Origin of the sequence: Aestuariibaculum suncheonense (assembly GCF_014596935.1) — a bacterium.
GTDB lineage: Bacteria > Bacteroidota > Bacteroidia > Flavobacteriales > Flavobacteriaceae > Aestuariibaculum > Aestuariibaculum suncheonense.
Genome location: NZ_JACVXC010000004.1, coordinates 258,797 through 274,467, shown reverse-complemented (window position 1 = coordinate 274,467; position 15,671 = coordinate 258,797). Strand labels below are relative to the sequence as shown.

General features: G+C 35.1%; 12 protein-coding genes and 1 riboswitch. Of the genes, 8 read left to right on the top strand and 4 right to left on the bottom strand.

Annotated elements, in window-relative coordinates:
• Positions 1–52: 52 nt before the first annotated feature.
• Positions 53–1,126, top strand: a complete 1,074-nt coding sequence (locus ICJ84_RS12135) for an acyltransferase family protein (protein ID WP_188216674.1) — start codon at positions 53–55, stop codon at positions 1,124–1,126.
• 81 nt (positions 1,127–1,207) lie between these two features.
• Here the strand turns inward: ICJ84_RS12135 and leuB are convergent, their stop codons facing one another.
• Together leuB and ICJ84_RS12125 are read right to left on the bottom strand one after the other, a co-directional pair.
• Positions 1,208–2,326, bottom strand: a complete 1,119-nt coding sequence (leuB, locus tag ICJ84_RS12130; protein ID WP_188216673.1) for a 3-isopropylmalate dehydrogenase — start codon at positions 2,324–2,326, stop codon at positions 1,208–1,210.
• Positions 2,327–2,339: 13 nt separating this feature from the next.
• Complete coding sequence (locus tag ICJ84_RS12125; protein ID WP_188216672.1) at positions 2,340–3,515, bottom strand: 2-isopropylmalate synthase; 1,176 nt, start codon at positions 3,513–3,515, stop codon at positions 2,340–2,342.
• A gap of 148 nt (positions 3,516–3,663) precedes the next feature.
• On the opposite strand from ICJ84_RS12125, the gene ICJ84_RS12120 reads away from it, so the two are divergent.
• The 4 genes from ICJ84_RS12120 to ICJ84_RS12105 all read left to right on the top strand — a co-directional run bounded on the left by ICJ84_RS12120 (position 3,664) and on the right by ICJ84_RS12105 (position 11,536).
• Positions 3,664–5,214, top strand: a complete 1,551-nt coding sequence (locus ICJ84_RS12120) for a hypothetical protein (protein WP_188216671.1) — start codon at positions 3,664–3,666, stop codon at positions 5,212–5,214.
• Between the two features lie 116 nt (positions 5,215–5,330).
• A riboswitch (SAM riboswitch) is annotated at positions 5,331–5,456 on the top strand.
• Positions 5,457–5,575: 119 nt separating this feature from the next.
• Complete coding sequence (locus tag ICJ84_RS12115; RefSeq protein ID WP_188216670.1) at positions 5,576–6,850, top strand: O-acetylhomoserine aminocarboxypropyltransferase/cysteine synthase family protein; 1,275 nt, start codon at positions 5,576–5,578, stop codon at positions 6,848–6,850.
• Positions 6,851–6,862: 12 nt separating this feature from the next.
• Positions 6,863–10,264 (top strand): bifunctional aspartate kinase/homoserine dehydrogenase I, encoded by a 3,402-nt coding sequence (gene thrA / locus ICJ84_RS12110; RefSeq protein WP_188216669.1) that lies wholly within the window; start codon positions 6,863–6,865, stop codon positions 10,262–10,264.
• Positions 10,265–10,366: 102 nt separating this feature from the next.
• A complete protein-coding gene (locus ICJ84_RS12105) occupies positions 10,367–11,536 on the top strand; it encodes a trans-sulfuration enzyme family protein (protein ID WP_188216668.1) in 1,170 nt (389 codons plus the stop codon).
• A gap of 74 nt (positions 11,537–11,610) precedes the next feature.
• Here the strand turns inward: ICJ84_RS12105 and ICJ84_RS12100 are convergent, their stop codons facing one another.
• Positions 11,611–12,819 (bottom strand): DUF2264 domain-containing protein, encoded by a 1,209-nt coding sequence (locus ICJ84_RS12100; RefSeq protein ID WP_188216667.1) that lies wholly within the window; start codon positions 12,817–12,819, stop codon positions 11,611–11,613.
• Positions 12,820–12,822: 3 nt separating this feature from the next.
• Positions 12,823–14,025 (bottom strand): glycoside hydrolase family 88 protein, encoded by a 1,203-nt coding sequence (locus ICJ84_RS12095; RefSeq protein ID WP_194408559.1) that lies wholly within the window; start codon positions 14,023–14,025, stop codon positions 12,823–12,825.
• 151 nt (positions 14,026–14,176) lie between these two features.
• On the opposite strand from ICJ84_RS12095, the gene ICJ84_RS12090 reads away from it, so the two are divergent.
• From ICJ84_RS12090 to ICJ84_RS12080, 3 genes are all read left to right on the top strand, one after another.
• Positions 14,177–14,593: an RrF2 family transcriptional regulator gene (locus ICJ84_RS12090; protein ID WP_188216666.1), complete on the top strand. Its 417-nt coding sequence runs from the start codon at positions 14,177–14,179 to the stop codon at positions 14,591–14,593.
• A 166-nt stretch (positions 14,594–14,759) separates the two neighbouring features.
• Positions 14,760–15,023 (top strand): DUF2061 domain-containing protein, encoded by a 264-nt coding sequence (locus ICJ84_RS12085; RefSeq protein WP_188216665.1) that lies wholly within the window; start codon positions 14,760–14,762, stop codon positions 15,021–15,023.
• 9 nt (positions 15,024–15,032) lie between these two features.
• The gene (locus ICJ84_RS12080) at positions 15,033–15,653 is read left to right on the top strand and encodes a phosphoadenosine phosphosulfate reductase domain-containing protein (protein ID WP_188216664.1); all 621 of its coding nucleotides are present in this window, start codon (positions 15,033–15,035) and stop codon (positions 15,651–15,653) included.
• Positions 15,654–15,671 lie beyond the last annotated feature (18 nt).

The following is a 15,671-nucleotide window of genomic DNA, read 5'->3' as shown; positions in this document are numbered from 1 at the left end:
CGGTCTAATAAGTAGAAAAGCTTCGTATATTGTTTTAGTTAATTCAAAACTTATGGCTAAAAGTGATGGTGCGTTTTTAAGTTATGTGCATAGTTTTCGTGGCTTGGCCATATTAATTATTGTTTTTGGTCATGCTGTTGCAGCGGCAGCCATTGGAGCAAAAGGCGTGTTCGATGAGTCTTATCCGTTGGTGATGATTAGTGAAGTGTTTTATCACGATAGCACCATTTATTTTGCCATTATTTCTGGGTTGTTGTTTGCCAGTGTTTTAAAATCAAAAGGTTTTAAGCGGTTTTATGGGAGTAAATTCAAGTATGTATTATTGCCTTATTTCTTTCTGACTTTAATCTTCACATTAATCAAAATAAAATTTAAAAGTCATGACGGCTTTCTTGATAATTTTGGATTTTATCTTAGTGCTGCCCTAAAGAATTTAATTTACGGAAAAGCTAATTTTGTAATGTGGTATATTCCGGTATTGCTGTTTTTATATCTGGTAACACCTGTTTTAAACTGGTTACAATATAGAAACAGATTTACCAAAGTTTTATTCTTAATCATCGTTTTAATGCCACTTGTGGTTTCCAGAGTTCAAATGGCGCACGAGTATATTTTAAAGATTGAAACCATGTTGTATTTTACTGGAGCTTATGTCTTTGGGATGTGGTTAGGAGCAGCACTAGATGAGAAATTAACAGCTTTGAAAAAGTATAAGTATATCGTTTTTTCGATAGCGTTTTTAAGTACGGTGGGGTTATTCTATTTGTATGTTAATAAGCTTGATTATTTAGGGAAAGTGTCTTTAAAGGAGTCTTTGTTTTATGTTCAAAAATTATGTTTTACGGTTTTAATTTTATTTTTTTTTAAAAAATATGAACATAAGCAAGTGAGATGGTTGGATTTAGTAGCTCGTGATTCTTTTGCCATTTATTTTTTGCATGGGTTTATCCTCTTTACTTCGTTACCTTTATTTAAATCTATGTTACAAATTGAAGCCATAGAACCACTGAATATTATTTCTGGTACCATTTTGTTATTATTCTACTCTGTTAGCTTGAGTTTATTTACGGTTTTCATTTCGAAGAAAGTGTTTAAACAATATTCCAGATATTTAGTAGGCGCATAGTTAAAATTAAAAAAAGCGCATAGTAACTATGCGCTTTTAAGGACTACAAAAATTTTAATTTTGGTGACTAACTCAAAGTAATTAAATGATTGTGGACTGCCCTAAATGTATGTTGGTAAAGTTTAAGTTGGTCTCATCAGGATTATTAATAAAATCCTCGATGAAGTCTCCTACTTTAGTGGTGGTTATATGATCGTATTTCGTATTTAAATCGGGCGTTGTAATGTGTAGTTTAATAGATTTATCTACACCTTCTCTAACCAATGCGGCTTCATCATCTAGTCCAAAATGTTCTAATAACATGGCTGCCGATAAAATAGATGCTATAGGGTTGGCAATGCCTTTATTGGCTCCTTTCGTATATGCACCGTGAATAGGTTCAAACATGGCATGTTTTTCGCCTATAGATGCCGAAGCTAATAACCCTATAGATCCCACAATAACGCTGGCTTCTTCTGATAATATATCGCCAAACATGTTTTCGGTTAAAATAACATCAAACTGTCTTGGATTGATAATAAGTTCCATAGCGGCATTATCAATAAACAGATAGTCTACGGTTACGTCGGGATATTGTGGGGCTAACTCTTGTACTACTCTACGCCATAAACGTGAACTTTCCAATACATTGGCTTTATCAACCAATGCTAATTTACGTTTTCTGGACTGTGCAGCTTTGAAGGCTAAATGCGCAATGCGCTCAATTTCAAAGCGGTTGTACTCGCAAATGTCTGAGGCTTTATTTCCGTCATCACTTAATAACTTTTCACCAAAATAAATGCCGCCGGTAAGTTCTCTGTAAATTAGAATATTGGTATCCTTAATTTGTTTTTTCTTAAGCGACGATTTATTAAGTAACTCTTCGTAAGCAATTACGGGTCTGATATTGGTATATAATCCTAACGATTTGCGCAACCCTAAAAGGCCTTGTTCAGGTCTAATCTTGGCGTTTGGGTCTAAATCGTAAGAGGTGTTTCCAATGGCTCCAAATAAAACGGCATCTGCGTTTTCACATAAGTCTAAGGTTTCTTCGGGTAGCGGGTTGCCAGTTTGGTTTATGGCAGTGGCACCAATTAAACCTTCGGTAAAATTAAATACGTGATTAAACTCCATAGCAATGGCTTTCAAGACCTTTACGGCTTGAGCTGTAACTTCCGGACCTGCACCATCACCTGGTAAAACAGCTATATTTAATTTCATAAACTATGTGTTATTAAGCAGAAACGATTTCTCGGTATAATCTGCTGTTTTCTATAATATAATGAATGTCGTTGTCTTCAACTTCTTTCTTTTTATCGGCAAAATCTAAAAAATTCTGATAGATTTCATCTAACTGAAGTTTCGTTAATTCATATCCAATGTTTTTTGCTCTATAAGCTAAGGCAGCTCTACCACTTCTTGCAGTAAGTACAATAGCAGATTCGGTTACTCCTACATCTTTCGGGTCAATAATTTCGTAAGTTTCACGATTTTTAATCACACCATCCTGATGAATTCCCGAACTGTGGGCAAAAGCATTTGCTCCAACAATAGCTTTGTTTGGTTGTGTGTAAATACCCATGTTATCTGATACCAACTGACTTAAGCCGTAAAGCATTTCAGTTTTAATATTGGTGTCAAGATTTAAGTATGGGTGCTGTTTTAAAATCATAACAACTTCTTCTAAAGCCGTATTTCCAGCACGCTCACCAATACCATTAATGGTACACTCAATTTGTCTTGCTCCGTTAATAACGCCTTCAATAGAGTTAGCTGTTGCTAAACCTAAATCATTGTGACAGTGGCATGATAAAATAGCGTTATCGATGCCTTTTACGTTTTCTTTTAAATATTTAATTTTTGCACCATACTCGCTTGGTAAGCAATATCCTGTAGTATCCGGAATATTTAATACAGTAGCTCCAGCCTTGATCACTTCTTCACAAACACGTGCTAAATAGGCATTGTCAGTTCTTCCGGCATCTTCAGCATAAAACTCAACATCTTCAACAAAAGATTTAGCATATTTAACCGCTTTTACCGCACGTTCTATAATATCATCCTGATTCGATTTAAATTTAAATTTAATATGTGAATCAGAAGTTCCGATACCAGTGTGAATTCTAGGTTTTTTAGCGTATTTTAGCGCTTCGACAGCCACTTTAATATCGTTTTCAACCGAGCGTGTTAAACCACAAACTGTAGCGTTTTTTACAATTTTAGAAATGGCTTCTACCGATTTGAAATCGCCAGGACTTGATACAGGAAAACCGGCTTCAATAATGTCAACACCTAAATTATCCAGCTGTTCTGCTATGATTAATTTTTGTTCGGTGTTTAATTTACAGCCTGGGACTTGCTCGCCATCGCGAAGCGTTGTGTCAAAAATTTGGACGTTCGTATTAGTCATTTAGTAAAATAAATTTTCATTTTGTAATACGAATGTATACTTTGGTTTTGGAAAAGGATAATTGGTCGATTTTTTTTTACGATGTTTAACTGTAAGGCTATTTGGTTAAAATGTTGTAAATCAGTATTTTAAAACTGTTTTTAGAACTATGACAAAGGAACAAAAAGATAATTTGTTTGTATTGGTAAAGTCGCTTTCAAAGTCAGAAAAGCGCCAGTTTAAGCTCTATGTTGGTCGATTAGGAGTGAATGAAGATTCTAAATTTCTAACCCTTTTTAATATCCTTGAAAAGCTGCCAGCTTATGATGAAGCCGCGATTTTGAAGAAAGGTGTGGTGAAAAAAGAGCAGTTATCCAATTTAAAGGCGCATTTATACAAGCAGATTCTTATAAGTCTGCGGTTAAACCCATCGCACCAAACCATAAGAATTCAAATTCGTGAACAATTAGATTTCGCAACTATACTCTATCATAAAGGTTTGTATAAACAGAGTTTAAAAATTCTGGATAAAGCTAAAAATCTGGCGATTGCCAACGAAGAAAAAAATGTGGCTTACGAAATTGTCGAGTTTGAAAAAATTATAGAATCGCAATACATCACCCGAAGTTTAAATAACCGTGCCGACGAATTGGCTATTCAGGCTAAAGAACTGAGTCAGCAAAATGTTATTGCCAGTAAACTTTCCAACTTGTCACTTCAATTGTATGGACAGTTTCTTAAAACCGGTTATGTTAAAAATGCCAAGGAAAGTGCTCGAATTATAAAATACTACAATGCGCGCATGCCTAAGTACGATATTAACAAGCTGGGATTTCGTGAAAAACTTTGGTTGTACAAAGCAAACCTGTGGTATAGTTTTTTAACCCTCGATTTTTTAGCCAGTTATAAATACGCTACCAAGTGGGTCGATTTGTTCTATGAAAATAGGGATATGATGATTTTGAATCCGGTATTCTTTTTAAGAGGAAATCATTATCTTTTAGAAGCGTTATTTTACTTAAGACATTATGAAAAGTTTAAAGAAACCTTGATTCGTCTGGAACAAGTCACCAAAGAAAAGTGGTTTACTATGGACGACAATGTAGATGGTTTAACGTTTCTCTACATTTATAATAATAAATTCAATCTGCATTTTATAGAAGGGAGTTTTAAAGAAGGATTGCCATTGGTTGATGAGGTGTTGGATAAACTTAAAAACTATCGCGATCGTATTGATGAACATCATGTTATGGTGTTTTATTATAAGATTGCCAGCATGTATTTTGGTGCCGGTGAGACCAAAAAATGTATTTACTTTTTAGAGAAAATCATTAGCAATAAATCGCTTCAAATGCGTGAAGACTTATTGTGTTTTTCAAGGATTTTGAATTTGGTGGCACATTATGAAGCAGGTATGGACTATAACTTAGATACGCTAATTCGAAGTACCTATAAGTTTTTAATTAAAATGGAAGATTTATATGAGGTGCAAAAGGAATTCATCAAGTTCTTACGTGGCTTAGGCGATATTTATCCACATGAAGTGAAGAATGAATTTATTAAGCTTCATAAAAAATTAAAACAATACGAAAACGATCCGCATCAAAGTCGAGCGTTTTTGTATCTGGATATTATTTCCTGGTTAGAATCGAAAATTCAAAACCGACCAATCGATTTAGTTATTAGGAATAAGTTTTACGACATGCGTTTTAATCGCTAATAAAAGCTGAGTTTAGTCTTAATTTAAAAGTTTTTTAAAATTTTATTCAAAAAAATTAGGTTTTTTGCGATTTCTAATTGAATATTTGCAAACACAAAGTTCAAACTCTTATTGAAATGTTATCAAGAAAGGTGGAGGGATTAGACCCTTTGAAGCCTTAGCAACCCTTTACCTGTAAAGAAGGTGCTAAATTCTACCCAGTTCTAACATTTACTTATTAGAACCTTATGGATAGATAACGAAACAAATTACAGATGTAATTTAAATTTCTTTTTAACATTTTTCTAAATAAGTTCATCAAACAGCTTTGATGCATTTGGCTTTTGTTTTAATTATTTATTAACTCAAAGAAATTAGAAAAATGAGTACACAAAAATTTGCAACTAACGCTTTACACGCAGGTCACGATTTTAAAGCTAATGGCGGAACGCGAGCTGTTCCTATTTATCAAACGTCATCGTATGTGTTTAATAACTCCGATCATGCGGCAAATTTATTTTCGCTTAAAGAACTTGGATTTATTTACACACGACTTAATAACCCGACTAATCAAATTTTACAAGAACGCTTAGCAGCTTTAGAAGGTGGTGTGGGAGCAGTAGTTTTTGCTTCAGGAACTTCGGCGATTTCAACAGGGTTATTAACACTTTTAAAAGCTGGAGATCATATTGTAGCTTCTAGCAGTTTGTACGGAGGAACTTATAATTTATTGAAAGTTACTTTGCCACGATTAGGTATTACAACCACTTTTGTTGATGCCGACAACCCTGATAATTTTGCTTCGGCAGTACAAGATAACACAAGAGCCTTTTTCGTGGAATCGTTAGGTAATCCTAAATTGGATGTGTTAGATTTAAAAGCTATTTCGGTACATGCTAAAGCGGCAGGAGTGCCTTTTATTGTTGATAATACTGTGGCAACTCCAGCATTGTTAAATCCAATCGAGCATGGAGCAAATATAGTTATACATTCATTGACCAAATATATTGGCGGACAAGGAACGTCGTTAGGAGGAGCTATAATAGATGCAGGAACTTTCGATTGGACTAATGGGAAATTCCCAGAGTTTACCGAACCTTCTGAAGGTTATCATGGTTTGAAATATTATGAAACTTTGGGAACTGCTTCATATACTTTTAAACTAATTTTAGAGGGCTTACGTGATTTCGGTGGTGCTTTGAGTCCGTTTAATGCCTTTCAAATTTTACAAGGCTTAGAAACACTTCCTGTTAGAATTAAGCAACATAGTGAAAATGCCTTAGAATTGGCAAAATGGTTAGAAGAACAAGATGAAGTAGCTTGGGTAAATTATCCTGGGTTAGCGTCTAGTAAATATAAAGCCTTGTCCGATACATATTTATCAAAAGGGCAAAGTGGTATTGTTACTTTTGGAGCTAAGGGAGGTTATGAAGCTGCAAAAGCCATTGCAGATAATTCAAAATTATTCTCATTATTAGCGAATATTGGTGATACCAAATCGTTAATTATTCATCCGGCCAGTACCACGCACCAACAGTTAACAGAGGAAGAACAAGAATCAGCAGGTGTTACGGCTGATTTAATTAGACTTTCTGTTGGTATTGAAGATATAAATGATTTAAAAGCTGATTTAAAAGAAGCATTCAGCAAAATTTAAATAACAATAACATTGAAAAATAACCTTCAACATATTACAATTAGTAACTATTCTACCGAGAGTGGTATAGAAATCCCAAAAATAAGCCTAAGCTACCAGGTTTTTGGTAAAGCTTTGGGGATTGCCCCTGTGGTTTTAATCAATCACGCATTAACCGGAAACAGTAATGTTGCAGGAGAAGATGGTTGGTGGAAAGACTTAGTTGGCGACGATAAAGTTATCGATACCAACCTATACACTGTTTTGGCCTTTAACATTCCTGGAAATGGTTACGATGGTTTTGTGATTGAAAACTATAAAGATTTCGTGGCTAGGGACATAGCCAAACTGTTTTTAATCGGATTAAAAGAATTAAATATAAATAAGCTTTTCGCTATTGTTGGAGGTTCTCTTGGAGGTGGTATTGCCTGGGAAATGGCAGTGCTAAGTCCTGATATTGCCGAGCATTTAATTCCGGTAGCAACCGATTGGAAATCGACCGATTGGCTTATTGCAAATTGCCAGATTCAGGAGCAGTTTTTAATCAATTCTAAAAATCCGGTACATGATGCACGAATGCACGCCATGTTATGCTACCGAACGCCGGAATCTTTTAATGAGCGATTTCAGCGTTCAAAAAATGAAGAATTAGAAATTTTTAATGTAGAAAGTTGGTTGCTACATCACGGTAAAAAATTACAGGAACGTTTTCAGCTTTCAGCATATAAATTGATGAATCAGTTGCTGAAAACCATTGATGTTACAAAAAACCGACCAACCGATTTTAATGTGTTAGAGAATATTCACGGAAATATTCATATTGTAGGGGTCGATTCCGATTTGTTTTTTACGGCGGAAGAAAACAGGCAAACACACAAGCAACTGGCAGTTACAAACCCGAATGTTACTTATAACGAAATCCATTCAGTACATGGGCATGATGCCTTTTTAATGGAATACGAGCAATTAGAAAAAATAGTAGAAGGCATTTTTGTGCCAAACTCTAAAAATAGAAGAATGAAAGTATTAAAATTTGGAGGAAAATCTTTAGCAAACGGAAACGGATTAAATACCGTAATTTCTATCATAGAAAATAAAATTATTAACGGCGAAAAGATTACTGTAGTGGTGTCGGCACGTGGTTCGGCAACCGACGATTTAGAGTCTATTTTAGAACAGGCATTAAAAGGAAAAGATTATAAGTCTGATTTAAAAGCCTTTAAAACGTATCAGGTTGAGCCTTTACCAAACATAGATTTTTCTAAAGAATTTGCGGTGCTGGATAAGTTGTTTGAAGGCGTAAGTTTACTTGGTGATTACAGCAAAAAAACTAAAGATGAAGTACTGGCGCAAGGCGAATTACTTTCAGTGAAATTAATTGCAAGTTTATTAAACGAGCGTAACATCAAAGCTGCAGCTGTAGATTCGAGAGAGCTTATTAAAACCGATAATGTTTTTGGTAATGCACAGCCAATTTCTCAAGTGTCAAAGGATAATGTTAAAAACTTTTATAAAGCAACACCTGGCGATACGGTGAATATCGTAACTGGATTTATTGCTTCAAATAAAAATAACGAAACCACGACTTTAGGAAGAAATGGAAGTAATTATTCTGCAGCATTATTAGCAAATTTCTTAGATGCTGAAGAGTTACAAAACTATACGCACGTTAACGGAATATACACGGCAAATCCAGATTTAGTGGAGGATGCTAAAATAATAAGAGAATTGTCGTTTAGTGAGGCGAACGAGTTAGCCAATTTTGGTGCTACCGTTTTACACGCAAAAACGATTATTCCGTTGGTTGAGAAAAACATCAACTTACGTATTTTAAATACGTTCAATGCTGATGACGAAGGTACATTAATTACGGCAAAGCCAAATTCTAAAGAAGTAACATCATTGTCTGTTTTAGACGATGTGGCTTTAATTAATTTAGAAGGCCGCGGACTGTTAGGTAAAAGTGGTGTCGATGCCCGTATTTTTGGAGCTTTAGCCAATAAGGATATTAGTGTGAGTATCATTTCTCAAGGGTCTTCAGAGCGCGGAATAGGATTAATTATTAACGCAGATCAGGCAACAAATGCGGTTTTAGCCTTAGAAAAGGAATTTGAAAAAGACTTTTATTCACAGGATGTTAATAAGATTGGTGTTGTTGACGATGTTTCCGTAATTTCGATTATAGGTATCGAGTTGAGTACGTTTCATAAACCATTCAACGCCTTAATTAGGAATCAGATAACTCCGTTACTTTTCAACAATACGGTAACAGGGAAAAACGTGAGTTTGGTGGTTAAGAAAAACCAGTTACATAAAGCCATGAATGTGATTCATGGTGAAATCTTCGGAATTTCTAAGAAAATTAACATCGCTATTTTTGGACACGGTGGCGTTGGAGGTGCTTTAATCAATCAGATTCTAAAGTCGAAGGAAGAGATTGAAAAACGTAAAGGAGTGCTTTTAAATGTATTCGCTATTGCAAATTCAAGAAAGTTATTGTTAGATAAAAAAGGCGTTGGTGAAAATTGGAAAGAAGCTATTGAAAATTCACCTTTGGAAAGTTCAATTCAGGATGTTATTACATTTGCAAAGAATAATCATTTGGAAAACTTAATTGCAGTTGATAATACTGCGAGTCCAAGTTTTCATGATAATTATGTGCCATTTGTTGAAGCTGGTTTCGATTTAGTTTCGTCTAACAAAATTGCAAATACCATTTCTAATAAATTCTATACCGATTTACGAACGCAGTTAAAAGCACATAATAAAGAATATTTGTACGAGACCACAGTTGGTGCTGGTTTACCGTTAATTGATACCATTAAATTACTACATGAATCTGGTGAAAACATTACCAGAATTCGTGGTGTCTTTTCAGGAACCTTGAGTTATTTATTCAATAATTTCTCTGTTCAGGATAAACCTTTTAGTGAAATTATTCAGGAAACGATTGATAAAGGATTTACAGAACCAGATCCTCGCGAAGATTTTTCAGGAAACGATGTGGCAAGAAAATTATTGATTTTGGCCAGAGAGTTAGATTTAAAAAATGAATTTGAAGATGTCGCGGTTCAAAATTTAATTCCAGAAGCCTATAGAGATATTTCAGTTCAGGAATTTTTAGGACAATTAAATGTGTTGGATGCTGAATTCCAAAAGATAAAAGAAAATCAAAACCCAGATCATGTACTTCGTTATGTAGGTGATTTGTCGGGCGATTTATCTCAGGATAAAGGCGTTTTAGAAGTGAAATTAGTATCTATTCCAGAAGATAGTACACTTGGTCATGTAAAAGGTTCGGATGCTATTTTTGAAATTTTTACCGAGTCTTATGGCGAACAACCCATCGTGATTCAGGGAGCAGGAGCAGGAGCAGAGGTAACTGCCCGCGGTGTGTTTGGAGATATTTTAAGATTATCGAAACACGTGAATTAATTTGTTGTTCCTGTTAAACAGGAGCCTATAAAAGTAAATTAGTCAAAGTATATAAATGTTTATAACGATATTTGTGTATTCATGACAAGAAAATATTAAAAAATGAGTCAAGAAAAACATTTTGAAACATTAGCAGTACGAACGCAATCAGAAACCACTCAGTTTTCAGAGCATTCAGTTCCTTTGTATTTAACATCGGGATTTGTTTTTGATGATGCCGAAGAAATGAGAGCGTCTTTTGCAGAAGAGAAACAACGCGATTTATATAGCCGTTACAGTAACCCGAATGTAAACGAATTTGTAGAGAAAGTATGTTTAATGGAGGGAGCTGAAAGTGGTTATGCTTTTGCCAGTGGTATGGCGGCTGTGTTTTCAACATTTGCCACCTTATTAGATGCCGGAGACCATGTGGTGTCTTGTAGTTCGGTTTTTGGAGCAACCCATGGGTTATTCACAAAGTATTTCCCAAAATGGAATATTGAGTGTTCCTATTTTAATATTAATGAGCTAGAAACTATTGAAAGTTTAATCAGGCCAAATACCAAGTTTTTATATGCAGAAACACCTACCAATCCAGGTGTGGATGTTATAGATTTAGACTTTTTAAGTGCGATTTGTAAAAAGCATAACATTCTATTAGTGATTGATAATTGCTTTGCGACACCTTATTTACAAAACCCAATTAAGCATGGCGCTGATATCGTTATTCATTCGGCAACGAAATTAATGGATGGTCAAGGTCGAGTGTTAGGTGGTGTTGCTGTTGGTAAGAAGGAATTGATTCGTGAAATTTATTTATTCTCACGTTTAACAGGTCCGGCAATGAGTCCTTTTAATGCCTGGGTATTATCAAAATCTTTGGAAACCTTGGCTGTAAGAACAGAAAAGCACTGTGAAAATGCGCTGAAAATAGCAGAGTTTTTAGAGAGTCATCCAAAAGTGAAATGGGTGAAATATCCGTTTTTAAAATCGCATCCACAATATGAAATTGCTAAAAAGCAAATGCGTTTAGGGGGAAGTATCGTGGCGTTTGAAGTGGAAGGCGGCGTGGAAGGTGGACGTTCATTTTTCGACAACATAAAAATGTGTTCGTTATCGGCAAATCTAGGAGATACCAGAACGATAGTGACGCATCCGGCCAGTACTACACATGCCAAAGTAGAGCCTGAAGTAAAAGTAGCTGTTGGTATTACAGATGGTTCGGTACGTATTTCGGCAGGGTTAGAACATATAGATGATATTATTGCCGATTTAAAACAGGCATTAGGATAATTAGACCAGACGAAAAGTCAAATAAAAAAGGCGTTACTCTAGAGTAACGCCTTTTTTATTTATTCATGTTTAGCTTAATTCTTATATGCATCACGTACAACAGAATCGTTACCACCCCAGATTTTAACCATGCTCCAAGGTTCTGATTTTGATGTCCAGAAAGAATGGTTTTCAGGAAGTCCTAAAGGTAAAAAACCTAAAGAGGTTAAGTATAAACTTCCGGTATTGATGTAGGGCTCTGCCATTTTGGGCTGATATCCAACAACGCCTAATTGTAACCATCCTTTTTTGTCATAGGTGCCTTTGGCTTGTAGTACGCGTTTTAAAACAGCGGTTAATGCACCACGAACCTGACCTTCAGATAATTCTTTAGGAAGTTGTTCTAAAAGTGCCATTTGCGATAATAATTGAAAACTTCCAAATCTGTAAACAGATGATCTTCCAATCACAGGATATGTTCCTTCAGGCGAGACCTGACGTTCTAAGATTTCAGCATAACGTTGTGCGCGTTTAATAACATCATCATATAATCTTTTGTAAGGATGATTGGCTTCTTTAATGGTTGTTACTACATCAATAAGCATTGGATGAATGACGAATGAATTGTAATAATCCCAGTGGTAATATTTTCCATCAGAATATAACCCATCGCCAACATACCATTCCATATGTTTGTTTAGAGCGTATTCAATACGTAAATAGTCTGCTTCATTAGTGAATTTCACAAAAAAAGCTTCAACTGTAGCAGCAAATAGTAACCAGTTATTATAAGGTACGTTTTTAATAGTTCTTGATTTTTTGAATGCATCAATTACCATTTGTTTGGTCTCGTTAGAAAGCGGTTCCCATAACTGTTTCGGAGCTCTTAAAAATCCTTGAGCAAGAAAAGCGGCATCCACTAATGGTTGAGGGCCTTTATCAAAATTTAAATAATCTTTCGATTTAGGATTTACCGCATTATGAATGGCTTTGCGGGTGAGATCAATATATTTTTCTCGAAGTTTTCCTTCTTTGGTATTGTCCGGACCTAATTCTAACCAAGGTGCGATACCAGCCATAAGTCTACCAAAAGCCTCTAAACCAGCAAAATTACTTCTATCGCCATAATCAAAACTACTTTGCTCGGTAGGCATAGTAGCTTTTAGTTTGTCTTTAGCCAAAGCGTTTAAAACGGGTTCAGATAATTTGGTTAACTCATTAACCCAAAGTTCGCGGTCAGTTTGGGCGGTAATAAGTTGCACTGACAGTAAAAGGATTAATAAGGAGAATATTGATTTTTTCATGTTTTATTTTAATGTTTTTTGTCTGTAAAGGGCTTCTAGAAAGTAGTAATCGGCGTAATTTAAAGGCACATCGATTTCTGAATTGTGAGGAAGACTTCCAACAGAATGTTTCAATAAGAATCCGTTATTTGTTGTTGGTTCAGCAAAATATGCTGGACTACTTAAGGAATTGATAATGCTATTTGCAAAATTTTTATACAATTTACTTTCTTTTTTGTCTAAGAAGGTAGCTAACTCATATAAGGCTGAGGCTGTTATGGCTGCTGCCGAAGCATCGCGAGGCGTGTCGTTATTTAATGGAGCGTTATAATCCCAATACGGAATATTATCTTTTGGTAAATTCGGGTGATTTTTAATGTAGTCAGCAATATGTAAAGCCTGTTCTAAATATTTAGGGTCTTTAGTTTCTCTGTAGCATAGAGTGAAACCATAAAGTCCCCAAGCCTGACCGCGTGCCCAAGATGAATCGTCTGCATAACCTTGGTGTGTATATTTACCCAAAACTTCACCAGTTTCAGGATTGTAATTTAATACATGGTATGAAGAATAATCAGGTCTGAAATGATTTTTCATGGTTGCATTAGCATGAGAAACCGCAATAGTATAATAAGTAGAATCTCCTGAAATTTTGGTGGCATGGAATAGTAATTCTAGATTCATCATGTTATCAACAATTACCGGGCATCCCCATTTTTTACTGGCATTCCATGATTGAATGATTCCTGCTTTAGGATGAAAGCGTGTTGCTAAAGATTTTGCAGTTTGTACGATAACGTCGTCGTAGGCTTTTGAAGGGGCTTTTTTAAGAGCATTACCATAGCTGCACTCCATCATAAAACCAATATCATGATTTTCTGTCCAGTATTGTACACTGTCTAAGCGCTCAGTATATTCAGTTGCAAGTTTTTCCCATTTAGCGTCATTGGTTAAGAGGTGTAAATACCAAAGCGATCCAGGGTAAAATCCACTAGTCCAATCGTAAATACCGGTTAAGCCTGTTTCTCCATTTTTCTTAATGGTTCTAGGCATCATGCGTTTGGTATTGAGCTTAGAGTAGATGCTGTTATTCATAAACGTGTACTGCTCAGCACTTGCTTTTACTATCTTTTTAATTGATTTTATGGGTTTTGAATCATTGTTATTATAGCTTTGCAGCACTAAAATAACCGATAGTAAGGCTAAGGACTTTAAAATATTTTTAATCATGTTTTAATAATAGTTTATTATAGAGACTATAAAAGTATAAAAATCCATTAAATTTTAGAGGTGTGTACGATAACAATTGTTGTCAGGTTTGATTTTTTTTGCAATTTGACATGATGTTTATTAGATTCAATTAATTAATTATATTTACACCATGTTATCTAAGAAAACAAAATACGGATTAAAAGCGCTAACTTTCATTGCCAGACAAGAAGGTGATGTGCCTGTACAGGTTGGTGAAATTGCAAAAGGCGAGCAAATACCTCAAAAATTCTTAGAAAGCATTCTTCTTACCTTACGTAAAGCTGGAGTGTTAGGGTCAAAAAAAGGAAAACACGGCGGGTATTATTTACGACATACGCCTTCTGAAATTAACATGGCCGATGTGATGCGTGTTTTGGAAGGCCCCATTGCTATGGTGCCATGTGTGAGTTTAAATTTCTATGAAAAATGTGACGATTGTGTTGATGAGGCGCAATGTAGTGTACATAAACTCATGATTCAGGTACGTGACAGCAATCTTAATGTGTTTAAAAACACAACTTTAGAAGATTTGTCGTTTTCTAAATAGATAATAATTCATAAAATTTTATAGTCTTTTAAGAAATATTTTTCAGTTAAACGGATAAAATATTTAATTATTCGAAAAAGTTGAATGACCTTCTTTGTTATGTAAAATAATGTTTTACTTTTGTAATTCCTATTAAATCGATAGGAGTAATGTAAATAGTAAGAAAATGATTGAGCAAGTGTTAACAAATTCAAATCAAAAAGAAAAAACTACCTTTAAAACCGATGCAGCTTCTGAGAAGCCAATCAGGAGTGTAGTAAAGTCTTTAAGCTGGAGAACGATAGGAACTCTGGATACTATTTTAATCTCTTGGATTGTAACCGGAGAATTAACATTAGCCTTTTCGATAGGCTCTATAGAGTTGGTAACTAAAATGGTGCTTTACTTTTTTCATGAGCGCATTTGGAATTCAATTAAATGGGGTAAATAACTAGATATTATGATTACAGAAGATACATTACAGGAACTAAATAATCTATATAAAGACGCGAAACCGTCTGAAATTATTAAGAAAGCTTTAGAGTTAAGCGAAGAAGCAGTGGTAACCACAAATTTCAGACCTTATGAAGCAGCGATTTTACATGCTGTAAATCAGGAAGCGTCATCAATTCCGGTGGTATGGTGCGATACCGGATATAATACACCACAAACCTACAGGCACGCCGAGCAGTTGATTAAAGATTTACAGTTAAACGTGTTTTTATACGTGCCGAAGCAAACTGCTGCGCATCGTGATGTGGTTATGGGGATACCAAGCGTCGATGCGCCTGAGCACGCTTTATTTACAGAACAAGTAAAGTTGGAGCCTTTTAGACGTGCTATGGAAGAACATAAACCTAAAGTTTGGTTTACAAATTTACGTCAGGGACAAACAGCATTTAGAGATAGTATTGGTATATTTAGTGTGAGTAAAGATGGGGTTTTAAAAGTAAGTCCGTTCTATTATTGGTCTGATGCCGATTTAGACACTTATTTGCAAGACCACAATTTACCAAACGAGTTTAAATATTTCGATCCAACTAAAGCATTAGCTAACCGGGAGTGTGGTTTACATGCTTAAGAAAAAAATTAAAAATTT